We start from the raw sequence: 26,589 nt of genomic DNA on the forward strand, positions 1-26,589 counted from the left end.
ATAGTGTGATTTATTTCGAAAATGATGACATCCATAGATTGAATTAGAAGGTAACTTTTATTCAATTGAATCGCTATTGATAATCATTTTCATTTGAACATCCTGTTAATTAGTATAGTCATTAATTCTGTGAAAATCTTGTGAATCGTATGAATTCATAAAATCAAGCATAAAAAGTAATATGTGCGGTCAGGACTGTTGATTAACCTTCATTAAATACTTTCTCAACAAATACGGGACAGAGACCTTCCCTTACAAAATACGCGCAGTAATAGCTAATATTTCACAGAAACTACTTTATTATCTTATTTTTATCATTCAACCATTGAATAGCCTCTGCCATGTATCGTTTGAATATATCTATCTTTCTTCTCGCACTTTAGCTTTTTTCTTACATACCCAATATATAAGTCTACTACATTCGGATTTACTACTACGTCATATCCCCAAACTTGATTCAAAAGCATTTCACGGCTTAATATCGTATTTTTATTCTTAATTAAAAATACAAGTAAATCGTACTCGCGCTTCGTAAGCGAGAGATTTTTGCCACCTTTTTTCACAATATTGCTAGATGCATCAACAAAGAGATCTTTAAACTGAAAAAAGTTTGTCTCATTTTGCTGGTTATAGTCACTTCTTCTTAAAATAGCTTGAACTCTCGCTACTAATTCTTCCTTCACAAATGGTTTTCTAATATAATCATCTGCTCCTGCTTGTAACCCTGCTATGCAATCCTCGCTAGAAATATTGTTGGTCACAATAATGATTGGTGTCGTTTTAACAAGTCGTATTTGTCTACAAATTTCTGGTCCCGATATACTTAATGAATCCCAATCCAATATGATAATATCCCAATCTTGCTCATATGCTATATTTAAACCTTGGTTTTCATTGTGAAGTTTTAAAATGAAATGGCCCTCTTGCGTTAAACCGCTTACGATTTTCTTTGCTGAAGACCGTTCATTTTTAATCACCAACACCTGCTTCACCGATGGTTCACCTCTACTTCAATATAAATTATTTAGATAAAAAATTATCCCGAAAAAATAATTTAAGATTTATAAATTTAAAACCCCTAAATAATCCATTAAAACAGTTTATTAGGAGAACTCTATATAATCTTACAATAGGTATGGATAAAAACACAAAACATATGAAGATTCGAATAAAGTGAAAAAATAATAAGAACTCAACAATTGGGCGTTTACTAGCAGCTATATTATCTACCTGCTTATCGTCAATAACCATTTCTTCATTTTCTATTTCAGGGATATCGTCCCATCAACTTCAGCATTCTATAAAACCACAAACAAAAAGAACCATAACCTTGCCAACCTGGCAAAGTTATGGTTCATATCATACAAAATAAAAAAACCACCAAATATGTATTGGTGGAGACGGTGGGAGTCGAACCCACGTCCAAAAATATCGGCACTTAAGCTTCTACGAGTGTAGTCGATATATTAGCATTTCGCGAACTCTTCGGCCTATCGACAGGCTTCCAAGTTGCTAGTCTGGTTGTTCTCTTCCTTTGTCCTCAGACGGCGAACTCCGGCGTAGTCCACTTAGTTTGAGTCCCTTACCCTACCACATGGACGATGGAGGGAGGAACCTTTAGTGCAATTAAGCAGCTAAAGAAAGATTGTTTTGTTTGCCAATTATAGGCTTTGACGTTTTAACGAGGCCGATCCCCTCGACTCGCAACCTAAGCTCGAACTATCCCTGTCGAATCCGTAACGTCCCCATGATAAAAATGGAGCATACGAAGAAAATATCGTGATAGCTACTAAGAGCTGTTTTTCAATGTGCAACAACCTTACATAAATTATTATAACATACGCGCTCCATTTTACAAATGTAAATATCTGTATTACATCTTTTGGCGATCACGGAACGCGCGTGCAATTTCACGTTTAGCTTCTTTCTCTTTTAAATCGTGACGTTTATCGTATTGCTTCTTACCTTTTGCTAAACCAAGTGCCATTTTTGCAAATCCATTTTTCAAATAAATTCTAAGTGGAACTAATGCGTAACCTGTTTCTTTCGCAGCGCCCGCTAGTTTATCAATTTCTTTTTTATGCAGAAGTAATTTTCTCGTACGAAGTGGATCATGGTTGAAACGATTCCCTTGTTCGTACGTATTAATGTGCATATTATGAACCCATACTTCACCATTATGTACACGTGCAAACGCATCTTTCAAGTTTACGCGTCCAGCGCGAATCGACTTAATTTCCGTTCCTTGAAGGACAAGCCCTGCTTCGTATGTTTCTTCGATGAAATAATCATGAAATGCTTTTTTATTCTGTGCAATAACCTTACCTGTACCCTTTGGCATATAACGTCCCTCCTCTATTTTTACTATTGTAACAAATGTTAATAAAAAGCGAAAGTGGCTCGCTCAGAATCTTTGGACATTAGAACTCCCGACAGAGGAGCGCTTTTTGCTTCATCCGAGGGAGTGAAATGGCCAACAGATTCTAGCCACTGTAGCTAGATTCCATCAAAAAGCGAAAGTGGCTCGCTCAGAATGTGAGATGGATGGAGCTTCTGACCTTGAGGCGCTCTTTGCCTCTCGGGAAGAAGTGAAGCCGCCGAACATTCTAGCCACTGTAGCTGGATTCCGATAAAAAGCGAAAGTGGCTCGCTCTCAAGCCACGAAGAAAAAAGAAAACGGCCCCGCTTTTCATCAAAGCGAAGCCACTCTTTTCTTACTTACGCTTTTTCTTTTTCTTCTTGAATCCTGGTACGTTTTCGAAGAATGCTTTTTTCTTCTTACCGTTACCATCTTTTTTTCCCGGCTGGCTAGCAGAAGCGGATGCAGATGCAGATCCTCTTCCTTTTCCTTTACCACCACGGTCAAATTTTCTACCTGTGCCACGTTCACCGCCGCGCTCATTACTGCGCTCGCTACGTCCACCGCGTTTCTTTCTGCCTGTTCTTGGCTGCTCGATAACGACTGGACGATCTTTAAACTTACGGCGAGGTGTGCCTTTCATGCCAACGATTTCAAAGTCGATTGCACGCTCGTCTTTGTTTACGTTAATAACGCGAATTGTAATTTCGTCACCGATGCGGAATACGTTTCCTGTACGTTCTCCGATCATAGCGAAATGTTGCTCGTCATAACGGTAGTAATCATCCGTTAAATAACTAACGTGTACAAGACCTTCAATTGTATTTGGAAGCTCTACGAATAAACCGAAGTTTGTTACAGAGCTAATCATACCGTCATACTCTTCACCGATCTTATCAACCATATACTCTGCTTTTTTCATCTCATCTGTTTCACGCTCTGCTTCAACAGCACGACGTTCCATATTAGAAGAATGCTCTGCAATCTCAGGTAATTTTTCACGCCATTTTGCTTGCGTTTCGTTGTCGACTTTACCGTTAATAATGTATTCACGAATTAATCTATGAACGATTGTATCTGGGTAACGACGAATTGGTGATGTGAAGTGTGTGTAGAACTCAGTTGATAAACCGAAATGTCCTAAACTATCCGCATCGTAACGAGCTTGCTTCATAGAACGAAGCATAACTGTTGAAATAACTACTTCTTCTGGCTGTCCTTGAACCATTTCAAGAATTTGTTGTAGCGCGCGAGGATGCACTTCATTCGCACGTCCTTTTACTGCATATCCGAAGTTCGTTACAAACTCGAAGAAACGCTCAAGCTTATCTTCTTTCGGATCTTCATGGACACGGTACATGAATGGTACGTTCATCCAGTGGAAGTGCTCTGCTACTGTTTCATTCGCAACAAGCATAAATTCTTCAATTAACTTCTCTGATACAGAACGATCGCGCATGACAACGTCTGTCGGTTTTCCTTCTTCATCCACTAATACTTTCGCTTCTTTAAAGTCAAAGTCAATTGCACCACGGCGCATACGTTTTTCACGTAAAATTTGTGCCAATTGACCCATCTCTTTAAACATCGGTACGAGCGGCTCATAACGCTTAATTAACTCTTCGTCCTCATCTTCTAAAATGCTTCTTACGTCAGCATAAGTCATACGCTCTGTTGTTTTAATCACACTTTGGAAAATCTCGTGTTTAACAACATCACCTAAGTTGTTGATTTCCATTTCACAAGATAATGTCAGACGGTCTACTTTCGGATTTAATGAACAAATACCGTTAGATAGACGGTGTGGAATCATCGGAATTACACGGTCAACAAGATACACACTCGTCGCTCTTTCCGCTGCTTCTACATCAATCGGAGAACCTTCTTGAACGTAATGACTTACATCCGCAATGTGAACGCCTAGCTTGTAGTTACCGTTCTCAAGCTTCGTTACTGTAACAGCATCATCTAAATCTTTTGCGTCTGCACCGTCAATCGTTACGATCATTTGGTCACGTAGATCACGGCGATCTTTTAAATCTTCTTCTGAAATCGTTTCTGGTACACTGTTTGCATGTTCCATCACTTCTTCAGGGAACGCTAAAGGCAAGTGATGTTTATGAATGACAGATAAAATATCTACTCCTGGATCATTTTTATGACCTAGAATTTGAATAACTTCACCTTCTGCACTTAAACGATTCTCTGGATAGCTCGTAATTTTCACAACTACTTTATGACCTTCTACAGCGCCCATAGATGCACTTTTCAATACGAAAATGTCACTTGTCCAGCGCTTATTGTCAGGTATAACGAACCCAAAGTTTTTCGATTCTGTATATGTACCAACTAACTCTTTCGTTCCGCGTTCTAAAATGCGTACAATTGAACCTTCTTGACGCGAACCACTCGATTGGGAACTAAGGCGTGCTAATACTGTATCGCCATGAAGCGCACCGTTTAATTCTGTAGGCGGTATGAAAAGGTCATCGTCTCCCGTTTTCTTCTCATCTGGTACAACGAATGCAAAACCACGTGCATGTCCAATTAACTTACCGCGTATTAAATTCATCTTTTCAGGAAGACCGTAACGGTTGCTACGAGTACGAATAACAAGTCCCTTCTCTTCCATCGTTACAAGTGCCTTTACGAAATCTTTAAAGCCCTCAGAACCTTCAATTCCAAATGCCTCTTCTAACTCTTGTATCGTTAGCGGTTTATACGCTTCTTCTCTCATAAATAATAACAACTTATCAATATGTTCTTGTATGATTTCTTCCAAGCAAAAATACCTCCTTTAAAACCTTATATTATTTAGTGTATCCGAAAGATAGGGGATGTATAAAGTGAAACTTCAATACTCCCCTTATGATTTTTACAGTTTTCACAAAAAATTCCTTATGAAAAAAAGAGGCAACTAGATCTTACCAATCTAGTTGCTCCAAGAAGTTATATACATCCTCATGTAGCTCGTCACGTTGTTTATCAAGTGTAATGACATGCGTAGAGTCTTCGTACCATTTAATGTCTTTTAACGTAGATTCTACACCGTTATAAATAATGTTAGCACTATCTGTATTAATCATTTCGTCATGACGTGCTTGTACAACAAATGTTGGCGCATAAATCATATCCACATTGTTACGTACGTCAGCAATTAATTGTTGTAATGCTTTTAATGTATTCATCGGTGTCTTTTGGAATTCCAACATTTCTTGTTCAATTTGTTCTGGTGATTTTTGCTCACGTTTTTTATATTCGCGGGCATATGCCAATATACCTTGGTACATCGTTTCTTCGCTCTTAATATACATAGGTGCACACATTGGTACTACACCTAAAACCGGTACTGTATAACCCAATTTTAAAGAAAATACGCCGCCAAGTGACAATCCAACAACAGCAATTTTCTCAAAACCTTTATCTTTTAAAAGCTGATATGCCTCCGTTACATCTTGCCACCAATCTGTAGGACCTGTATGAACAAGCTCTTCTGGTGGTACACCGTGCCCTTTATAAATTGGCGCATGACAAGTGTAGCCTTTCTTTTCTAAGAAACGCCCTAACATACGTACATCAGCTGAGTTCCCTGTGAATCCATGTAGTAATAAAACAGCGCGGTCTCCACCCTCAAATGTAAATGGTTTCGGAGATGCTAATTTCATCATGTACTTCTCCTCTTTCTCTTCTGTAATCTAGTCGTATTCTTTCTATATCTTAGTGTACCATATTTATATTTCTATAATCTAATTAGAAACATCTTTCAAATGGCAAAACAAAAAAAGAAGAACCATTAGTACATTTTACTAACGCTTCTTCTTTCAATTCTATAAGTTCAAGTACGTAACACCAATTGTTAATGCGAAGAACAATACAGCTAAAACAATTGTAATGCGGTTTAATACCGCTTCAATCCCACGTGCTTTTTGCTTACCAAATAATTGCTCTGCACCGCCTGAAATTGCACCTGAAAGGCCTGAGCTATTACTAGACTGCATAAGTACCATAACAATCATTAAAATCGATACAATAATAAGTAAAACTGATAATAACGTATGCACTTGGCGTACCTCCTACAAAGATTCAGTTATTGTAACTGTAGCATAAATTCTATAGAAAAGCGAGAGCTATAGAGGCGCTCTCGCTTTTCTTCTATTACATAAACATCATCGCAAATAACGGTCCAAGTAAACATGTCAAAATTGCTGTTAATGTCATTGTTACCGATCCAATAACACCTTCATGTTCGTTATTTTTCATCGCTCTCATAACACCCATAATATGAGAAGCACATCCAAATCCGATACCTTTACCAACTGAGTTTGTAACACGACTCCATTTTAATAAAAGGGGTCCTGTAATCGTTCCAGTAATACCTGCGATAACAACGAAAGCTGCTGTTAAGGAAGGTACACCACCGACTTGCTCTGAAACACTCATCGCAACTGGCATTGTCACCGATTTTGGTAAAGACGATAAGATTAAGCTTTTATCCGTTCCCATAAGTGAAGCAATCGCAAAATCACTAGCGATTGCAACTGTTGTACCTACCAATACGCCACCAGCAATCGGTACAACATATTTTTGCAGAACATGACGTTGTTTATAAAGAGGAATTGCAAATGCTACAACACCGGGTCCAAGTAGCTTTGCAATCCAGCCACCACCACTTTCCATATAATGTTGATATGGTATATCAAGCACGATAAATAGGAAAGCCATTAATCCAGTTGCTACAAGCATTGGAATGGTGAATGGTGTTGGAAATAATTTATAGATTTTTTTAGATAATTGATATAATAGCACCGTAAAAAGAACCCAACCGACTCCGATTAATATTTGGCTCATCGCGACTCTCTTTCCTTCCTATTCGCAAGATATTGTCCTGTATGTCCTGCGACAATAATAATTAAAAACGTACTCGCTACAACTGTAATGAAAAGAGAAATTCCTTTACTCATAAAAAAAGCACCGTAATTCATTAGGCCAAGCGTTGGCGGAATTAATAAAAACGGCATAATAGCAACGAGTGTTTCTGCTCCTAAATCGAACCATTTCACTGGAAGAACTTTTAGGCTAAGTAAAACAAGTAAGAGGAACATTCCAATCAAACTTCCTGGAATCGGAATATTTAACATTTCTTGCACCCAAGTTCCAACCATATAAAACACGTAAAGAGCAGCAATTTGGACAAGAATCTTTGTAAATTTCATGTTCATCATCCCTCATGTTTATACGATCTTCTGTTAATATCTTTATCATAGTATAAATTGTAAAAAGCTGCAATTTATCAACTTGACAGCAAAAACAGCCTATGTTATACGCTTACAACCTTGATATGACTGCATTTCCAAATGAAAATTACGTCAAAAACCTTGACCTAATATAAAAAGTTTTTATTTTCTGAATTTAAAAGACTATTATTTCAATAAAATAATCTTTTTATTCTTAAACTTACATATATATAAAGTGAAACTTTAATCAATGAGATTCCCCTCATCCTTATTGATTATTAGCCCTCACCAAGCTGGTTTGTACGGGATAAACAAGATAGGTGGTGAACATATGCCCAAAAAAGTTCTCATTTTTTGTGATCCTGGGATTGATGATACGATGGCTCTCCTCTTAGCATTCTTTATCGATGAAATAGAAATCGTCGGTATCGTTGCTGATTACGGCAATGTTCCAAAAAAAATGGCCGTAGAAAATGCTCATTTTTTTAATAACGAAACAAAGAATAGAAATATCAAGATATTCGGTGGTTCAGAACGTCCCCTTACTGGTGCCCCACCTGCGTTTTTTACGGATGTACATGGAAAACAGGGGCTCGGTCCAATTATTCCAAAGGTGAATGTGACTAACGGAGAAATGGAGAATTTTTTTGAAGTCATTCCTCTTATTGAACAGTATAAAGATGAATTAATTATTGTGAGTTTAGGAAGACTTACCTCCCTAGCAATTTTGTTTATCATGTGCAAACAGTTAATGAAACAAATTAAATCTTACTACGTAATGGGCGGTGCCTTTTTACATCCTGGTAATGTTACCCCTATTTCCGAAGCAAACTTTTATGGCGATCCTACTGCCGCTAATATAGTCCTTCAATCCGCAGTTAACATGTACATATACCCATTAAACGTCACTCAATACTCCATCATTACACCAGAAATGGCAGAATACATTGAGGCAAAAGGAAAAGCTCCACTTGTCAAACCGTTATTTGATCATTATTACTACGGATATTATAAAGACGCCCTACCACATTTAAAGGGGAGCCCCTTCCATGACACAATGCCAATACTCGCTTTATTTGATAACTCTATGTTCACGTATCATAAATCACCTATTGTTGTCATGACAGAATCCTCTGCACAAGGAGCAAGCATAGGGGAATTTCGCTCTCTAGTGAACCAGAAGCCATTTATTGATTGGCCGGTTCATCAAATCGCAATTGATTTTGACTATAACCGCTTCTTCAAACATTTCATGTCACTTATGACGGGTGAACAATTTTAGCATAAAAAAACAGACCGCGATTTCTCACGGTCTGTCGTTTATTTTCTACAATTATCGTTTGATGTTATAGAAAGATTTGATACCATCGTAAACAGCTACTTCGCCTAGCTCGTCTTCGATGCGTAATAATTGGTTGTACTTAGCAATACGGTCAGTACGGCTCATAGAACCAGTTTTGATTTGGCCAGCGTTAGTTGCAACTGCGATGTCAGCGATTGTAGCATCTTCAGTTTCACCAGAACGGTGAGATACAACTGCTGTGTAACCAGCACGTTTAGCCATTTCGATAGCTTCGAAAGTCTCAGTTAAAGTACCGATTTGGTTAACTTTAATTAAGATTGAGTTAGAGATACCTTTTTCGATACCTTCAGCAAGTTTTTGAGTGTTAGTTACGAATAAATCGTCACCAACTAATTGTACTTTATCACCGATACGCTCAGTTAATAATTTGTGACCATCCCAGTCGTTTTCGTCTAAACCATCTTCGATAGAGATGATTGGGAAGTCTTTGCAAAGCTCTTCATAGAAATCAACCATTTCTGCAGAAGTTAAGCCAGTACGGCCTTCGCCTGCAAGGTCATATTTACCAGTTTCTTTGTTGTAGAACTCAGAAGAAGCAACGTCCATTCCTAAGAATACGTTCTCGCCAGCTTTGTAACCAGCTTTTTCGATAGCTTCGATGATTACTTCTAGAGCTTCACGGTTAGAACCAAGGTTTGGAGCGAATCCACCTTCGTCACCTACTGCAGTGTTAAGACCTTTGTCATGTAATACAGCTTTAAGTGCATGGAATACTTCAGCACCCATACGGATTGATTCTTTGAATGTTGGAGCACCAACTGGTAAGATCATGAACTCTTGGAAGTCAACGTTGTTATCAGCGTGAGAACCACCGTTGATGATGTTCATCATTGGAGTTGGTAATTGTTTTGCATTGAATCCACCAAGGTAACGGTATAATGGAAGACCTACGAAGTCAGCTGCTGCGTGAGCTACTGCCATAGATACACCAAGGATAGCGTTAGCGCCTAGTTTACCTTTGTTTGGAGTGCCATCTAATTCGATCATAGCACGGTCGATACCAGCTTGGTCAGTTACATCGAAACCTTCGATTTCTGGAGCGATAATTTCGTTAACGTTGTTTACTGCGTTAATAACACCTTTACCAAGGTAACGAGATTTGTCACCGTCACGTAATTCTACTGCTTCGTGTTCACCAGTAGATGCACCACTTGGTACGATAGCGCGTCCGAAAGCGCCGCTTTCTGTATAAACTTCTACTTCTACAGTTGGGTTACCACGAGAGTCAAGGACTTCGCGAGCATAAACATCAATAATTGTTGGCATAATAAATTCTCTCCTTTTTATATAAGCAAATTATTTAATAATTGTTTTACCTGTCATTTCTTTCGGTTGTTCCACATTTAAAAGTGTAAGCATTGTTGGAGCGATATCACCTAAGATACCATCTTCACGTAATTCTACGTCGTTCTTAGTAACAATGAAAGGAACCGGGTTAGTTGTATGAGCTGTCATTGGCTCTCCTTCAGAAGTTAATTCTTCATCCGCATTACCATGGTCAGCAGTAATAAGTGCTACACCATCTTTTGCAAGAATCGCTTCTACAACTTTTCCTAAACATTCGTCAGTTGCTTCTACTGCTTTAATTGTTGGTTCCATCATCCCAGAATGGCCAACCATATCACAGTTCGCAAAGTTAAGAATGATAACATCATGTTTATCATTTTCGATTTCATTTACTAAAGCGTCCGTTACTTCGTAAATGCTCATTTCAGGTTTCAAGTCATACGTTGCAACCTTTGGTGAGTTAATTAAGATACGCTCTTCTCCTGGGAATTCAGCCTCACGACCACCGCTAAAGAAGAATGTAACGTGCGGATACTTTTCAGTTTCCGCGATGCGAAGTTGCTTTAATCCCGCTTGCGCAACAACTTCACCTAAAGTGTTATCAAGGTTCATTGGCTTGAATGCCACGTAACCATCTACAGTTTCACTGAAGTGTGTCATACATACGAATTCTGGAATGTGAGGTACTTTTTCACCACGATCGAACTCACGGAAGTCTTCGTTTGTAAATACACGAGCAATTTGAATTGCACGGTCTGGACGGAAGTTATAGAAGATAACTGCATCATCATCATTGATTGTTGCAACTGGCGTGTTATCTTCGTTAACAATTACAGACGGCAATACGAATTCATCATAGATACCGTTCGCATAAGAGTCTTCTACACACTCTTCTGCTGATTTATAAGTAGGGCCTTCACCATTCACCATAGCACGGTAACATTTTTCTACGCGATCCCAACGCTTGTCACGGTCCATGGAGTAATAACGACCAGAGATAGTCGCGAATTGTCCTACTCCTGTTTCTTTAATTACTTCATTTGTTGCATCGATATAGCTTTGTGCTGTTTTTGGTCCAACATCGCGGCCATCTAAGAATGCATGAATGTATACTTTCTCAACGCCTTCTTTAGCTGCTAAGCGAAGAAGAGCAAACATGTGATTCATGTGACTGTGCACACCACCGTCAGAAAGTAAACCGAATAAATGAAGTGCAGTACCTTTTTCTTTTACGCTTTTAATTGCACTTTGGAACGTTTCGTTCTTATCGAACTCACCTTCACGAATTGCAACGTTAACGCGTGTTAAGCTTTGATATACAATGCGGCCAGCACCGATATTTAAGTGACCAACCTCAGAGTTACCCATTTGACCTTCTGGAAGACCTACTGCCTCGCCACAAGCTGTAAGCGTTGTGTGAGGGAATTTGTTCCAGTAACCATCAAAATTAGGTTTCTTAGCTTGTGCTACAGCATTCCCGTAAGTTTCTTCACGAAGTCCGAAACCGTCAAGAATGATTAAAGCTGTTGGCTTTCTCATTTTACCGCCCCCAGAAGACCTAAGAACGAAGCTGGCTCTAAGCTAGCACCGCCAACTAAAGCGCCGTCGATGTCAGATTGTGCCATATACTCTTTAATGTTTTCTGGTTTTACGCTACCGCCGTATTGGATACGAACAGCTTCTGCAGCTTCTGGAGAAACAGCTTCTGCAACAACTTTACGGATGTGCGCACATACTTCGTTTGCATCTGCAGAAGAAGAAGATTTACCTGTACCGATAGCCCAGATTGGCTCATAAGCGATAACAGTTGCTTTAACTTGCTCTTCTGTTAAACCTGCAAGTGCTTTTGTCACTTGACCTGCTACTAGATCAAATGTTTTTCCGCTTTCGCGCTCTTCTAAAGTCTCACCACAACATACGATTGGTGTTAAACCATGTTCAAATGCTGCGATAGTCTTTTTGTTTACTGACTCATCTGTTTCAGCAAACATTTCACGACGCTCAGAGTGGCCAAGTACTACATAGCCAACTTTTAAGTCGCTAAGTGCTACTGGGCTAATTTCGCCAGTGAATGCACCATTTTTTTCGAAGTGCATGTTTTGTGCACCTACTTGTAAGTCAGTTCCTTCAGTTGCTGCTACAAGGCGCTCTAAGAATAGAGCTGGAGAGCAAACTACTGCATCAACAGCTGAAGCTGCTGGGATTTGACCTTTAACTTCCTCTACGAAGCTAACTGCTTCTGATAGAGTTTTATTCATTTTCCAGTTACCTGCGATAATTGGTTTACGCATGCTTTGCACCGTCCTTTTTCTTTGGCTGCTACTTATTTGTCGTTAAGACAAACTACACCTGGAAGCTCTTTACCTTCCATGAATTCTAATGACGCACCGCCGCCAGTAGAAATGTGGCTCATTTTATCAGCCATACCGAATTTTTCAACAGCTGCTGCAGAGTCACCACCGCCGATAACAGAGTATGTATCTTCTGCATCTGCTAATGCTTGTCCTACTGCTTTTGTACCTTCTGCGAATGGAGTCATTTCGAATACACCCATTGGTCCATTCCATACAACAAGCTTAGAATTTTTAATTACATCTGCATAAATTTCACGTGTTTTAGGACCGATGTCCACGCCTTCCCAGTTAGAAGGGATAGAGTCGATACCAACGATTTTAGTTGTTGCAGTTTCAGAGAATTCCTCAGTGATTACAACATCAACTGGCATGTAGAAGTTTACGCCTTTTTCTTTTGCAAGTTGCATAAATTCTTTAGCTAGTTCGATCTTGTCGTCTTCACATAGAGATAGACCAATTTCATGACCTAAAGCTTTAACGAATGTGTAAGCAAGTCCACCACCGATGATTAAGTTATCTACTTTGTCTAATAGATGACGAATTACACCGATTTTATCTTTTACTTTCGCACCACCGATAATAGCTGTAAATGGACGTTCTGGGTTAGAAAGTGCTTTACCAAGTACATCTAACTCTTTTTCCATTAATAGACCAGATACTGCTGGTAGGTAGTCTGCGATACCTGCTGTAGAAGCGTGAGCACGGTGAGCTGCACCGAATGCATCGTTTACGAAGATGTCAGCAAGTGCTGCAAATTCTTTCGCAAGTTCTGCATCGTTCTTTTCTTCGCCCGCATAGAAACGTACGTTTTCAAGAACTAATACGTCGCCTTCGTTCATTGCTGCAACCATTTCTTGTGCAACTGGTCCGAATGCTTCGTCCGCTTTTTTAACGTCTTTACCAAGAAGCTCGCCTAAACGTGCTGCTACTGGAGTTAAACGCATTTCTTCTACTACTTGACCTTTTGGACGGCCTAAGTGACTTGCTAAAATAACTTTCGCACCTTGCTCTACTAAATATTGAATTGTAGGAAGAGCTGCACGGATACGAGTTTCATCTGTAATTTTGCCTTCTTTCATAGGTACGTTGAAATCAACGCGGCAAAATACACGCTTACCTTTTAAATCTACGTCACGAATTGATTTTTTGTTCATTGGATTTCCCTCCGACTACTAGTTAGGATTGACAAAACCCACTCAAAAGCTTAACACATTTGCTTTTAAAACGAAAGAAGAGAGAGAGGGAACAAACCCTCTCCCTCGTTTTGTCATTGATAACTTATATAATTAAGAATTAAAGACCTTTTGAAGTCATGTAAGCTGCTAGGTCTACTACGCGGTTAGAGTAACCAGTTTCGTTATCGTACCAAGAAAGTACTTTAACCATGTTACCTTCCATTACCATTGTAGATAATGCATCGATTGTAGAAGAAGCTGTACATCCGTTATAGTCGATAGATACTAATGGCTCTTCGCTGTATCCAAGGATACCTTTTAATTCGCCTTCAGCTGCTGCTTTGAATGCTGCATTTACTTCTTCAACTGTTACTTCTTTGTCAAGTTCAACAACTAGGTCAACTAGAGAAACGTTAGCAGTTGGAACACGTACAGCGCCACCGTTTAATTTACCTTTAAGTTCTGGTAATACTAATGCTACAGCTTTAGCTGCACCAGTAGATGTTGGGATCATGTTTTCAGCTGCTGCACGAGCACGACGTAAATCTTTGTGTGGTAAGTCTAAGATTTGTTGGTCGTTAGTGTAAGAGTGAATTGTTGTCATCATTCCGCGTTTTACGCCGAATTTTTCGTTTAATACTTTAGCGAATGGAGCTAGACAGTTTGTAGTACAAGAAGCGTTAGATACTACGTTGTGGTTAGCTGCATCGTATTGTTCGTGGTTAACACCCATAACTACAGTGATATCTTCGTCAGAAGCTGGAGCTGAGATGATAACTTTCTTAACTGATCCACCTAAGTGTTTCTCAGCGTCTGATTTTTTAGTGAAACGGCCAGTAGATTCTACTACTACTTCTACTCCGTAGTCGCTCCATGGTAATTGAGCTGGGTCACGCTCAGCGATAACTTTAATTTCTTTACCGTTAACAACGATGCTGTTTTCGTTAGCAGATACTTCTGCATTTAAAGTTCCGTGAACTGTGTCATATTTTAAAAGGTGAGCTAATGTTTTAGCATCTGTTAAGTCGTTGATTGCTACTACTTCTACCTCAGAGTTGTTAAGAGCTGCGCGGAATACGTTACGTCCGATACGTCCAAATCCATTAATACCAATTTTAGTCATTTGAATTTCCTCCTTGGGGGATTATATTAAAGGGTAAAACCCTTTGTTAACTGTTTTGCTGCACCTTCATCTGTAATTAGAATTGAAGTGTGCCCTTGTTTAATTACAGCCTGTATTGCTTTTGCCTTTGAAGAACCTCCAGCGACTGCAACAACGTGAGATACATTTTGTAAATCCTCTAGTTGCATACCAACTGTTCTTACTTTATGAACAACATTTCCTTCTTCATTAAAGTAGTAACCGAAAGCTTCGCCAACTGCTTCGCTTGCCTGAATCTTTAACCAATCTGCTTCTGAAGTACTTCTGCGACGTGCCATTGTTAACGCATCACCTATTCCATGAATGACGATATTGGAAGATCGAATCAACTCAAGAACTTCTTTCACGGAAGGCTCTGTCACAATAGACGCATATGCTTCGCTACTAACATGGTCTGGAACATACAATAAGCGATAATTACTCATCGTATTTTGCGCCATCTTGGCACAAATGGTATTGGCTTCTAATTCGACGCCTTCTCCAATTCCACCACGTGCTGGGACAAATAGCATATGTAAATCTTTGCAATCAAGTTGCATCATGTCCGCAGCAGCAGCTAGCGTAGTTCCTCCAGCCACAGCAACGATATTATTCGCTGTCAGACGGTCTTTTATACAAGTCACACAAGCACGGCCCATCTCCAGTTTGACCCAAGGTGATTCATCACTATCACCAGGGACAACGAAAACTTCATCCAAGTCTAATGTTTCCTTAAGTTGCTTTTCTAAAACCTTTAACCCGGAAATTTCTTTCATAAAGTCTTCCAAAGCAAGAACTAAAGCTGTTCCTTCTTCTGTCAAAGTCATTCCAGAAGAAGCGACGTGAACTAAGTTTTGTTCTTTCAAAACTTGAACTTCACTTCGCAATACTCGTTCTGTCATACCGAGACTTGCTGATAAGTTTCTTCTTCCAATCGGCTGCATGAGCCTAATGTATTGAAGAATTTGCATTCTCGTTTGCATAACAGGTAGCAGATCAGGTAATAATTTTTTTGTGTTCTGAATCCATGAGCGCATATCTTTTCTCCTCACTACATCGGTTCATTTTTCCTTCGTGGTCACTTTACGTCCCGTAGTGACATTTTGTGTCCCACATAGGTTAAAAAAATAATCCCTGCTACGTGTATTATTGTAACAGGAGATAGAAACTTATTCAACTCTTAACTGCATTCTTTATATAGTTTATTATGACACCTTTGTGAATGTTACCATATTCTACTTGTTTTCCGTCCATTTCTACAACCGGAATCATTAAGTGATATTTTTCTAAAAGGTCATTATCTTCATATATATCTATTTCCTCGATTTGAAAAGAATATTCACATTGTACTTCCTGTAAAACTTGTTTCGCCTTCACGCAAAGGCCACAATCTTTTTTAGTATACAGTACAACTTTCATCTTCTTCACCTATCCGATCGTTTTTCGTAATGACGAAGCTGGGATATGCATTTGTTCTCTATACTTCGCCACTGTTCTTCGAGAAATAACAATTTCATGCTCTTCTTCTAATAATTTTGAAATCTTTTGATCTGAAAGTGGCTTTTTCTTATCCTCTGCCCCAATTAGCGTTTGAATAAATTGTTTTACACGTTTTGTAGAAACTGCTTCATCTTCAGTCGTCGAAACGGCATTGCTAAAGAACGATTTCATCTCAAATAAACCGTGTGGTGTTTGCACATATTTATTTCGCGTCGCACGACTAATTGTCGATTCATGCACACTTAACTCTTCCGCTACCTCTTTTAAAGCGAGAGGTCTTAAATACTCTGGACCTTTCCAGAAGAAATCACGTTGTTTTTCCATAATAATAGTCATTACTTGCAGCAGCGTCTGTTTTCTCTGCTTCAAACTGCGCATAATCCACTGCACATGCTGATACTTTTCTGATACGTAAGATGCTACTTCACTTTCACTATTATTAAGAAGCGCACTATATTCAGAATGAATTTCAATTCTCGGCATATTTCTCTCATTCATTTGTAAAACGAGGCGATCGCCATCTTTTTTCACCGCCATATCAGGCACAATATAAAGTGGTTTATCTGAAGAAAACGCAAGACCTGGTTTTGGTTGTAATGACGTTATACAATTTACCGCACTCTGTAATTCCTCATTACTACATTTCAACACTTGAACGAGCTTTCGCCAATCTTTCTTCACAAAATAAGCGAAATGATCTTCTACAACCTCTTCTGCTAATCCATTCCGCCTTTGTAAGCGCTTCAATTGCAAAGTTAAACATTCCTGAATATTACGCGCCCCTACCCCTGCTGGTTCCAGTGATTGGACAAGCTCTACAGAGCGGTCGACTACATGAATATGCGCAGAAAGGAGCTCTGCTAACTCTTCATTCGTTTCTTGTAAATATCCATTTCCATCCATGTTCATAATAATGAAAGAAGCTACTTTTCGCTCTTCTTCATCTATTTTATAATACTGTATTTGATTTAATAAATGTTGCTGAATCGTTGTAGAATCCACACTGTAGATCTCCATCTGATTCTCGACTTGTTTGCTGGTACTTTTACTGTTGTTAGAGCTCTTTTTCTTCTCCCTCTCAAAACCACCTAACTCAATAAGGGGATTCTCTAACGATTGCTCATACAAAAACTCCGATAATTCTTGTACATTATACTGGAGCATTGTAATCGCTTGCCTTAACTCTTGTGTCATTGCCAAACGTAAGCTTTGTTCTTGTAAAAGACTTGCCTTCAAACTAATCTCCCCCTTGTTTCTATTGTACAATAAGTTTGGTAAAAGGAGAATCCTCACGCAGACACCCATTCCAAAATATTATTAATTTATATGTATTAATGAGATTTACAACTTACAACCTAAATTTGAATAATATTGAAAGAAAATAATAAACTCAATTATTTGTTACCACATACTAATAGTAACCCTTAATTTTATATATAACAACATTAAATTTATCTCTGTTCAATTCCAAAATAAAAAGAGCAGTTTAGGTATAGTGACACTTCACTATGCCTAACTACTCTTTTACGATACTTAATTAAGAAAGAAACCTCTTATTTAAAGCTAAGGAACTTTGATTCCTAATTACATAGGAATCATAGAGATAATCGTTCGATTCACTAGACGCTCCTTGAATTCCTCTCATCTCTTCCACAGACAACTCAACTATTTTTTTCACGCTTCTCTCGTTATTACTATCCATCATTTTTTGTTTTCTTTTCGAAAAAAATCCCATAATTTATTCCCCCCTGCAATTAATTATTTTTTAACAATTGAATGAATTTAAGGCTCTTACCACTTCTTAATACACCTTTCGGATAGACCTTCGCTGCAAACATAGCAATTAAGCTAATGCTAGCCAGTAATACAACCATAGATGTAATAATTTCTAAACTCCCAACGGATCCATTAATAATCCTAACTACCATACTAATTGGGGCTGTAAACGGAACATATGATGTCACCCTTGATACTAGCCCTTCAGGGTTATCAAGTACTACTAATAACTCCACCACTAAGCTTCCCATCAATATAAGAGTAATCGGCATCGTTGTTCCGGATAATTCTTCTGGCCTGCTTACCATAGAACCAAACACTGCGAAAAGTGCCGCATAAACGAAGTAACCGAGAACAAAATATAACAAGAAATATGCAGCATGCTCACCTGTAATCATATTTACATCAATATTCACTCCAAAAAACGAATCCGATACCTTAAAAATTCCAGATTTAATATATAGCGCCATACTAAGGAAGAAAATAAATAACTGTGTCAAACTAGCAAGACCGACTCCTAATATCTTCCCAAAGACCATGTGAACAGGCGACACCTTCGTTACCATCACTTCCATAACACGCGACGCCTTCTCTGACGCTACCGCTGTAGCAATCGCATTTCCATACGAAGTAATTGCTAAGTACATAATCGCCACTAATAAATACACCAGTAAGAATGAGCTTGTTTCTTCGTTATTTAAGTTTTGCTTTTTCGCTTGCACGTTCATCGTCAGTGATTTCACAGCCTCTTCTGATAACTGTTGTTTAACTACCGCACTTTGAAAATACTGATTTTGTACAAATACCTGCGCACTTTGAATCAACTTAGGATTATCCACCTTCATAAAGTAATCTAATACTGGTTCAGCACCCGCACCCTCTTTTAATATAAAGAGCGCTTCGACTTTCTTATCTAACAAATCTTGCTTATATTGATTTAATTTTGTTTTATCACCTAAAGACCAATCCCATTCTGGAAGAGCTTTACTAAGATTAGATTGATCCAAAGTAACATTAGGTGCTTCGGAAATAAATACAACTTTTGCTTTTTCTTTCTCTCCAGAAAACTTTTGTACTAAAGTTGGAAAGGAGAATAAGAATATCCCTCCCCCTATTAATAACAATGTCATCCCAATAAATATTTTCGCCCTCACACGATCCCAATACGTTTGCCCTAAAACAATCCAGAAATTCCTCATTACTTATGCACCCGCCTTTTCAACAAAGATTTGATGTAAAGAAGGTTCTTTAATAGAAACATCTCGGATATATTGTTTAGTTTTAATGTCTTCAAGCAGCGAAAATGCATCCTCTCCATCATTAACTTTAATCATGAACGTACGATTAACTTTTTCAAAATTGAAATTTTTCTTCTTAAGAATCGGTTCAATATCCCCTTCCGTTTGTAACGTCATATATTTGTATTGATAACTTTTCTTAATATCTGACAAGGCACCCGATAATACAATTTGACCGTTTTTCATAATACAAATTTCCTCACAGAACGTTTCTACACTGTCCATTTGATGACTACAAAAGATAATCGTTTTTCTTTGCGCGATTAACTCAAGTACAACATTTTTTAACATCTCTGCATTTACAGGATCCAATCCACTAAATGGCTCATCTAGTATGATGAATTCCGGATTATGCAATATCGCTGAAATCAATTGAATTTTTTGTTGATTTCCCTTTGACAATTCCTCTGTTTTCTTCTTTAAATGTGGTGTCATTTCTAATTTTTCTAGCCACTGTAACGCATGCCTTTTTGCAAGATTAGCTGGCATTCCTTCTAACTTGCCGAAATACACCAATTGCTCCACTACATTCATTTTCGGGTATAATCCACGCTCTTCTGGTAAATAGCCAATAGATAGGTCTTTCTTTGAAAAAGGGCGATTATTCCATAGAATTTGGCCGCTATCCGGTTTGATTAAATCTAAGATCATACGAATCGTTGTCGTCTTACCAGCACCATTTCGGCCCAGCATCCCTAAAATTCCACCTTCTTCTACACGTATATTTAAATCATTAACGGCTTTATATTCACCAAATGTTTTATTTAAACCTTGAATTTCAAATGCCATCCATAACAGCTCCTTTTAGCTTTTTACGAAATAAATAACCGCCATTCCTAATACCATCCCGCCTACCATCAACAAAAACTTTTTCATAACTATTTCCTCCTTCATTGACTTGTTAAGTTGTATCTTTATCATAGACTTCTTTCTGATGCTATTGTCCGCAATCCGTACTGTATTTACCGTAAAAAAAGCGAACCACTCTTATGTGGTTCACCGCAATTTCAACAGATGAAGTTGATTGTATGAAAACTTCTTAAATGTTATTATAAAAATATTCAGAAATTAAACGATATACCTACAAAGAGAGGTGTCCAAACCGTTGCAGATACAACGTAACTTCGTTTTCATTTTATGTGTAACTATCCTGTATTTTTGTTTACAAGGCTATATCTTATATAAAATAAACCAACCATATAGTGGCGTTCTTATTTCTAAAACAGACTCAGCTACATACACAATAGCAAAAATTAAATCCTCCGGTTGGGCTTTTCATACGGACTTAAAAGAAGGAGATATAATCTATTCGATAAATAAAGAAAAGCCTCATTTAGGAATACTTCCTGGATATCAAAACCAATCACTAAATGCATCTGAAATACAAGTTAAAAAAGGCGATATCATCCAAACTTATAAAGGAACACAACATTTTATTGATTCTCGTGACAAAATTATTTCTATATACTTTCCCTTCCTACTCGCTTTTATTTGTTTAGGGTTATCTATTTTTCTTTATACAAAGAAGCCTTTGAGCCGGGAAACATTCTTTTTGATTACGTTTCTATTCATGACTTCCTCAAGTCTTCTAATCGCAGTTGAATCTGGTAAAGGTGATTTTATCGCCCTCATTATTTTAAGTATTGTATTTCAAGGTACACCTATGTCTCTCATTTTATTATTGAATGAGTTATTCAAGAAAAAGCAACTATACGTCATTTCTATGAGATTTCTAAAAATCGATATTGCAATTGGCATTATTTTACTATCACTCTCTATTTTAACGATGTTCATTCCGTTTCCCGTAGTTAATACCGATGGATTAGAACTAATTTACCTTTCAATAAATATTATCTTTTGCATATATTTTTTAATCCGTGCCTATATCAAATATCACAATACAGTACATAAACCATTTTTAAAATTAATGCTCACGATTCATTCCATTGCCTTCTTTCCGTTCGTTACACTCTATGCCCTTCCAGATGCAATATTCAGTACACCGATTCTCTCAGCAGATATTGGAGCTATGTTCCTAATCGCTCTTCCAATCGGTTATTTTTATTTAGTAGCGACGAAGCAGATTTTTGATGTAGATTTTGTATTTGATCGTTTACGGTATTACGCATTTCTGTCATTAATCCCAACTCTATTAATTGCAATCATTACGAGCTGGAGCATTTATTACAAAGACAATTTTCTCTCTCGACTGCTGCAAAGTTTTATTATTATTTTTCCGTTAAATATTCTATTTCTCATATTAAAAGAAAGATTAGATTTTACATTTCGTAATCACCTCTTTCGGACTAAAACAAACTTATACGTAAACATTGAACAGTTTACCGCACAGCTATCATCTATTATGAAAACAGAAGAGTTAGAGAAAAAATTCACTAATGAAATCGTTTCGATGTTGAAACCTTCTTTTATTCAATTTGTTCAATATGATATGAAAGAAAACACATATACACAATGCAACGGATATGGACAACCGAAAGATTTCACACTTTCTAAAAAGAAAAAATGGAGTATGGCAGCATTACTAATTAATGATTTATTAGAGGATGATGGATGCATCGGTATTTACTTATACTCTACTAAACATATAAAACACTACATCTGGATTGGAAGAAAAGTGAATAATATTAAATATAATACGCATGAAAAATCATGGTTCATCACTGTCACGACATACGTCCGTCTTATTTACGAAAACTTGTATACCATTAATGAAATTATTCATTCTCTAGAGCAGGAGAGTTTAGAATCCAAAACAAATTCTGCAAGCTTATCACGCCTACTCTTTCAAATTTCTGAACAAGAAAGGCGCCGACTCGCTTCAGATTTACACGACTCTGCATTACAAGATCAAATCGTATGGTACCGCAAACTAGACTCTTTACTAAAAAACAAATCCGTTCCACTAGAATTAAAAAATGAACTAAAAAAAATCCACTTCGGTATGCACGATGTAATACAACAAATTCGCGACACATGTAATGAATTGCGTCCATCACTTTTATCAGATGCTGGTTTAATTGGTGCATTAAGAGAATTGCTAGCCCAAACACGATTACGTGTGCAGTTTCAAATTCAATTTGATTATGAATCAATTCAAGAACATCATTACGATTTTGACAAAATTTTATCTTTATATCGTATCATTCAAGAACTACTAACAAACGCAGATAAACATTCCGAGGCAACCATCGTATCGATTTTTTTATGGGAAGAGAATAACTGTATTTTCCTAGACTACCGAGACAACGGCAAAGGTTTTAATATAGACACTCCCCACTCTCCTAAGCAGCATATGGGGCTTTCCGGTATAAAAGGAAGGCTTCAATCAATTGGTGGAGAAATACATATAGTATCCGAAGCTAAAAAAGGACTTCAAATAAACATTACAGTTCCGAGGTGGTAAATAATGATTCGAGTATTAATTGTAGATGATCATCAAATTGTAGGCGAAGGAACAAAGAGCATGATTGAATTAGAAGAAGATATGCAAGCAGAATATATTTTAAATGAACAGGAAGCACTTATAAAAAGTGATGCTACACCTTTTGACGTATACCTCTTGGATATGAATATGCCCAATTGCAGTGGTATTGAACTCGCCCAGAAAATATTACATATTCAAACAGATGCAAAAATCATTTTATATACAGGTTTTGAATACGTATCCCAATTCAATTTATTAATAAACTCTGGTATCAGCGGCATTATTAGTAAATCAGCTTCTCAGCAAGAGCTATTAATGGCAATTCGTGCAGCTGTAAACGGATATACTTTACTTCCTATTTCGTTATTACGTCAACTACGTACAGACGATATAACGACTCAACAACTTGAAAATAAAACCGCTCTTCTTACACAAAAAGAATTAGAAATCTTAGAATCCGTCTCTAAAGGAAGTAGCAATAAACAAATTGCTGATGAACTGTACATGAGTTCAAGAGCTGTAGAATACAACCTAACAAAAATCTTCAAAAAATTAAAAGTAGGATCACGCTCCGAAGCTTTAACAGAAGCAATGAGACAAGGCATTTTGAAAGTACACATATAAAATGAGACTTCCATCAGTTTGTTTTGTTTAACCCTCAAATAATGAGATAAACAAAAAAGTCCTAACCTACAAAACGTAAGTTAGGACTTTTTGACGCGCCCAGAGGGATTCGAACCCCCGGCAGACGTGGTACCGGAAACCACCGCTCTATCCGACTGAGCTATGGGCGCATGATTATAGAAAACACTTCATTTTCTTCTCATAATAATAGCAATAAAATCCATCTAAATCAATAAAAATATCCCCGTAATACCTTATGCATCTTAGCTAAAAGCATATAAAATCTATTTCACCCCTAAATTTTCCAATCATAAATTCACCCCAACTCACAAATTATAATCTTTGAATTGATATTCCAAAGGGGGCTTCATTCAATGACTGTAATTACGAAACTAAAGCAAACTGTTTCTGGATTAAAAAGTGCACAAGCTAGCTTAGAGGGATTCGCTCTTGATACGGATAACCAACAAGCGAAGCAACTTTTCCAAACAGCTGCGCAGCAAACACAAACGATTATCGATTCTTTAAACCCACGCGTTGAAGAAGTCCAACAAGAAGAACCACAATACTCACAGCAATAACAAATCAGTCTTGCTGTGAAATAGAAAAAGGATGATATGCAGTCATCCTTTTTCTATCACATTACATATTGTAATAGAAATGGAATGATAATTATGCGAAAACTCGGCCTCATAACCGCATTATTTGCACTTCTATTTAGCTCTTTTACCGGATGTGATAATAGTCCTTTAGATAAAAAAGTGAAAGAAGAAGCAAAACGAACGGAGAAAGAAAAAGGTCCAAAGTTAACAAAGACGAGTACGGAATCCTTTAATCAATCTATATCACAAGGAGCGAAAAAAAGAGCTCTCGCTATGGATGAAATTATAAAAAGCACAGCAGTGAATTCAAATTTAGATCTCTACATAGCAGTTACACCTGAGCATCACGAAAGGTTTGGATTAAAACCTCTTCGTAAAAAGCTTCAAAAGCAGCTAAGTGATGAGCATCCTACTTTCGATGTTCGTGTCAGTACAGATAAAAAAATCTTTATGTTACTCGAAAAACTCGAAAGAAAAATTAAGGAAAAAGAAGTATCTAAAGATGAAATTAATAAACAATTAAAATTCATTGGTAAAAAAATGGAGTCTAACACTTAACGCTTTTTAAAAGAAAAGGAAGGATTGCAATGGCTAGTAAAGATAAAAACTTAACCCCTGTACAACAGGAGTATAAAAAATTCGAACAAGAACGCGAACCGAAACGACCTGTCTTAAAAAATTGTATAAAAGCCTTTTTCGTCGGTGGTTTTATTTGCTTCATCGGACAACTCATTTCTACTTTTTATATCACATATTTTGATTTCACTGAACGCTCAGCAGGCAATCCAACAGTCGCAACTCTCATTTTCATCTCCATGTTACTAACTGGATTTGGTATATACGATCGTTTTGGACAGTTTGCCGGAGCAGGTACAGCTGTACCTGTTACTGGATTTGGTAACTCTGTTATTGCCGCATGTATTGAGCATCGAACGGAAGGATTTGTCCTTGGCGTTGGCGGCAATATGTTTAAACTAGCTGGTTCTGTAATTTTATTTGGTGTATTTTCCGCTTTCGTCATCGCACTTATTAAAACTATTCTCGTTCAATGGGGAGGGCTATAAATGTTACAAGGACACCGAACGTGGGTATTTGAAAACAAACCAGTCATTATCTCAACAGGGGTTGTCGGTGGACCATTTGAAGCAAAGGGGAACATCCCAGAAGACTTCGATATCCTTCATGAAGATTTATGGCTTGGACAAGATTCCTATGAAAAAGCACATAAAATTTTATTCGAAGAAGCTTGTAGCCGCGCTACTGAAAAAGCAGAACTTCGTAAAGACGATATTCAATTCGTACTCGCAGGAGATTTAATTAATCAAATCACTCCAACAAGCTTTGCTTGCCGCACACTTGGCACTCCTTATCTCGGACTATTCGGGGCTTGCTCTACTTCTATGGAAGGTTTAGCACTTGGGGCAAGTATCGTAAATGCAAAAGGTGCAAAATATTTATTAACTGGAGCTTCAAGCCATAATACTGCTGTAGAAAAACAATTCCGCTACCCTACCGAATACGGCGGACAAAAGCCGCCTACTGCACAGTGGACAGTAACCGGAGCAGGAGCCGCTATTTTAAGCGATACTGGACACGGTCCAAGAGTAACCTCTGCAACAATCGGACGAGTGATTGATATGGGATTAACGGATCCGTTTAATATGGGAGGCGCAATGGCTCCAGCTGCAGTTGATACAATTGAAGCCCATTTACGTGAACGCCAAATTGATGCCTCTTACTACGATTTAATCGTAACAGGCGATCTCGGACATGTAGGACGCGAAATTGCTTATGACTTACTACATAAACACGGAACGAAAGTAACGAGCGAACAATTTCAAGATTGCGGAATTATCATTTACAGAGAAGGACAACCTGTCATAGCTGGTGCTAGCGGGCCTGGATGTTCCGCAACAGTCGTGTATGGTCATTTATTAAATCGAATGAAAAGAGGAGAGTTCAAAAAAATACTTGTCGTTGCGACAGGCGCTTTACTATCTCCACTTACATTCCAACAAGAAGAAACAATTCCATGTATCGCTCATGCCGTTTCGATTGAATTTGGAGGTGCAACGCAATGATTTTTTTCTGGGCTTTCGTCATTGGCGGACTCATATGTGTAATCGGCCAACTTATGTTTGATGTCGGCAAACTAACACCCGCTCATACAATGGCAACACTCGTTGTTGCTGGAGCTATATTAGATGGATTTAATTTGTATGAGCCATTAATTGATTTCGCTGGAGCCGGGGCAACTGTACCTATTACAAGCTTTGGTAATGCCCTCGTTCATGGCGCAATGGAAGAAGCTGCAAAACATGGCATCGTTGGCGTTATTACCGGCATGTTTAAAGTAACGAGCGCCGGTGTATCAGCAGCTATTATTTTCGGCTTCATTGGAGCATTATTATTTAAACCGAAAGGATAAGAG

26 protein-coding genes, 1 tRNA gene and 1 other RNA gene are annotated in these 26,589 nt (G+C 37.9%); 8 read left to right on the forward strand and 20 right to left on the reverse strand.

What is annotated here, in order from left to right; genetic code table 11:
- Nucleotides 1-314 precede the first annotated feature (314 nt).
- From ACUL40_RS17780 to ACUL40_RS17815, 8 genes are all read right to left on the reverse strand, one after another.
- Nucleotides 315-992, reverse strand: coding sequence for a response regulator transcription factor (locus ACUL40_RS17780; RefSeq protein WP_000815809.1), 678 nt, complete (start codon nt 990-992; stop codon nt 315-317).
- Nucleotides 993-1,392: 400 nt separating this feature from the next.
- Nucleotides 1,393-1,747: a transfer-messenger RNA gene (gene ssrA, locus ACUL40_RS17785) on the reverse strand.
- 126 nt (nt 1,748-1,873) lie between these two features.
- Nucleotides 1,874-2,341, reverse strand: coding sequence for an SsrA-binding protein (gene smpB / locus ACUL40_RS17790; RefSeq protein ID WP_001123919.1), 468 nt, complete (start codon nt 2,339-2,341; stop codon nt 1,874-1,876).
- A gap of 373 nt (nt 2,342-2,714) precedes the next feature.
- Complete coding sequence (gene rnr, locus ACUL40_RS17795; protein ID WP_000391087.1) at nt 2,715-5,141, reverse strand: ribonuclease R; 2,427 nt, start codon at nt 5,139-5,141, stop codon at nt 2,715-2,717.
- Between the two features lie 142 nt (nt 5,142-5,283).
- Entirely contained in the window at nt 5,284-6,024 is a 741-nt protein-coding gene (estA, locus tag ACUL40_RS17800) for a carboxylesterase (RefSeq protein WP_000761986.1), read from the reverse strand.
- Between the two features lie 162 nt (nt 6,025-6,186).
- Entirely contained in the window at nt 6,187-6,420 is a 234-nt protein-coding gene (gene secG / locus ACUL40_RS17805; protein ID WP_000557262.1) for a preprotein translocase subunit SecG, read from the reverse strand.
- Nucleotides 6,421-6,514: 94 nt separating this feature from the next.
- A complete protein-coding gene (locus ACUL40_RS17810) occupies nt 6,515-7,207 on the reverse strand; it encodes an LrgB family protein (protein ID WP_000078309.1) in 693 nt (230 codons plus the stop codon).
- Nucleotides 7,204-7,572, reverse strand: a complete 369-nt coding sequence (locus ACUL40_RS17815) for a CidA/LrgA family holin-like protein (protein ID WP_000673222.1) — start codon at nt 7,570-7,572, stop codon at nt 7,204-7,206. The genes ACUL40_RS17810 and ACUL40_RS17815 overlap by 4 nt, the downstream gene beginning before the upstream one ends.
- Nucleotides 7,573-7,924: 352 nt before the next feature.
- Between ACUL40_RS17815 and ACUL40_RS17820 the strand changes: the two genes are divergently transcribed.
- Nucleotides 7,925-8,875, forward strand: a complete 951-nt coding sequence (locus ACUL40_RS17820) for a nucleoside hydrolase (protein ID WP_001125050.1) — start codon at nt 7,925-7,927, stop codon at nt 8,873-8,875.
- Nucleotides 8,876-8,926: 51 nt separating this feature from the next.
- On the opposite strand, the gene eno is transcribed toward ACUL40_RS17820, so the two are convergent.
- The 11 genes from eno to ACUL40_RS17875 all read right to left on the reverse strand — a co-directional run bounded on the left by eno (nt 8,927) and on the right by ACUL40_RS17875 (nt 20,276).
- Nucleotides 8,927-10,222: a phosphopyruvate hydratase gene (gene eno / locus ACUL40_RS17825; RefSeq protein ID WP_017657033.1), complete on the reverse strand. Its 1,296-nt coding sequence runs from the start codon at nt 10,220-10,222 to the stop codon at nt 8,927-8,929.
- 30 nt (nt 10,223-10,252) lie between these two features.
- Nucleotides 10,253-11,782 (reverse strand): 2,3-bisphosphoglycerate-independent phosphoglycerate mutase, encoded by a 1,530-nt coding sequence (gpmI, locus tag ACUL40_RS17830; RefSeq protein ID WP_063219974.1) that lies wholly within the window; start codon nt 11,780-11,782, stop codon nt 10,253-10,255.
- Nucleotides 11,779-12,534 carry a triose-phosphate isomerase gene (gene tpiA, locus ACUL40_RS17835; protein WP_001231038.1) on the reverse strand — a complete coding sequence of 252 codons (756 nt, stop codon included), beginning with the start codon at nt 12,532-12,534 and terminating at the stop codon, nt 11,779-11,781. The genes gpmI and tpiA overlap by 4 nt, the downstream gene beginning before the upstream one ends.
- 32 nt (nt 12,535-12,566) lie before the next feature.
- Nucleotides 12,567-13,751: a phosphoglycerate kinase gene (locus tag ACUL40_RS17840; RefSeq protein WP_001036350.1), complete on the reverse strand. Its 1,185-nt coding sequence runs from the start codon at nt 13,749-13,751 to the stop codon at nt 12,567-12,569.
- A gap of 139 nt (nt 13,752-13,890) precedes the next feature.
- Nucleotides 13,891-14,895, reverse strand: a complete 1,005-nt coding sequence (gene gap, locus ACUL40_RS17845; RefSeq protein WP_000161236.1) for a type I glyceraldehyde-3-phosphate dehydrogenase — start codon at nt 14,893-14,895, stop codon at nt 13,891-13,893.
- A 26-nt stretch (nt 14,896-14,921) separates the two neighbouring features.
- Nucleotides 14,922-15,950, reverse strand: coding sequence for a gapA transcriptional regulator CggR (gene cggR / locus ACUL40_RS17850; RefSeq protein ID WP_001258185.1), 1,029 nt, complete (start codon nt 15,948-15,950; stop codon nt 14,922-14,924).
- Nucleotides 15,951-16,086: 136 nt separating this feature from the next.
- Nucleotides 16,087-16,332, reverse strand: coding sequence for a glutaredoxin family protein (locus ACUL40_RS17855; RefSeq protein ID WP_000869730.1), 246 nt, complete (start codon nt 16,330-16,332; stop codon nt 16,087-16,089).
- Between the two features lie 9 nt (nt 16,333-16,341).
- Entirely contained in the window at nt 16,342-17,649 is a 1,308-nt protein-coding gene (rpoN, locus tag ACUL40_RS17860) for an RNA polymerase factor sigma-54 (protein WP_000647955.1), read from the reverse strand.
- 301 nt (nt 17,650-17,950) lie between these two features.
- Entirely contained in the window at nt 17,951-18,148 is a 198-nt protein-coding gene (locus ACUL40_RS17865; protein WP_000505575.1) for a hypothetical protein, read from the reverse strand.
- Nucleotides 18,149-18,167: 19 nt separating this feature from the next.
- Nucleotides 18,168-19,388 carry an ABC transporter permease gene (locus ACUL40_RS17870; protein ID WP_063246367.1) on the reverse strand — a complete coding sequence of 407 codons (1,221 nt, stop codon included), beginning with the start codon at nt 19,386-19,388 and terminating at the stop codon, nt 18,168-18,170.
- A gap of 3 nt (nt 19,389-19,391) precedes the next feature.
- A complete protein-coding gene (locus ACUL40_RS17875) occupies nt 19,392-20,276 on the reverse strand; it encodes an ABC transporter ATP-binding protein (RefSeq protein ID WP_000863489.1) in 885 nt (294 codons plus the stop codon).
- A 316-nt stretch (nt 20,277-20,592) separates the two neighbouring features.
- On the opposite strand from ACUL40_RS17875, the gene ACUL40_RS17880 reads away from it, so the two are divergent.
- The gene (locus ACUL40_RS17880) at nt 20,593-22,911 is read left to right on the forward strand and encodes a sensor histidine kinase (RefSeq protein WP_445422795.1); all 2,319 of its coding nucleotides are present in this window, start codon (nt 20,593-20,595) and stop codon (nt 22,909-22,911) included.
- 3 nt (nt 22,912-22,914) lie between these two features.
- The gene (locus ACUL40_RS17885; protein ID WP_000621765.1) at nt 22,915-23,556 is read left to right on the forward strand and encodes a response regulator; all 642 of its coding nucleotides are present in this window, start codon (nt 22,915-22,917) and stop codon (nt 23,554-23,556) included.
- A gap of 94 nt (nt 23,557-23,650) precedes the next feature.
- Here the strand turns inward: ACUL40_RS17885 and ACUL40_RS17890 are convergent.
- Nucleotides 23,651-23,726, reverse strand: a tRNA-Arg gene (locus ACUL40_RS17890).
- Between the two features lie 204 nt (nt 23,727-23,930).
- Here ACUL40_RS17890 and ACUL40_RS17895 point away from each other — a divergent pair.
- From ACUL40_RS17895 to spoVAE, 5 genes are all read left to right on the forward strand, one after another.
- Nucleotides 23,931-24,137: a DUF1657 domain-containing protein gene (locus ACUL40_RS17895; protein ID WP_000216166.1), complete on the forward strand. Its 207-nt coding sequence runs from the start codon at nt 23,931-23,933 to the stop codon at nt 24,135-24,137.
- A gap of 93 nt (nt 24,138-24,230) precedes the next feature.
- Entirely contained in the window at nt 24,231-24,716 is a 486-nt protein-coding gene (locus ACUL40_RS17900; protein ID WP_001228545.1) for a YhcN/YlaJ family sporulation lipoprotein, read from the forward strand.
- A 29-nt stretch (nt 24,717-24,745) separates the two neighbouring features.
- The gene (gene spoVAC, locus ACUL40_RS17905; protein WP_000146953.1) at nt 24,746-25,222 is read left to right on the forward strand and encodes a stage V sporulation protein AC; all 477 of its coding nucleotides are present in this window, start codon (nt 24,746-24,748) and stop codon (nt 25,220-25,222) included.
- Nucleotides 25,223-26,239, forward strand: coding sequence for a stage V sporulation protein AD (spoVAD, locus tag ACUL40_RS17910; RefSeq protein WP_000938970.1), 1,017 nt, complete (start codon nt 25,223-25,225; stop codon nt 26,237-26,239). It abuts the gene before it with no gap.
- A complete protein-coding gene (gene spoVAE, locus ACUL40_RS17915) occupies nt 26,236-26,586 on the forward strand; it encodes a stage V sporulation protein AE (RefSeq protein WP_000575919.1) in 351 nt (116 codons plus the stop codon). The genes spoVAD and spoVAE overlap by 4 nt, the downstream gene beginning before the upstream one ends.
- The last annotated feature ends 3 nt before the right edge of the window (nt 26,587-26,589 follow it).

The sequence above is a fragment of the Bacillus sp. KNSH39 genome (genome assembly GCF_052656585.1).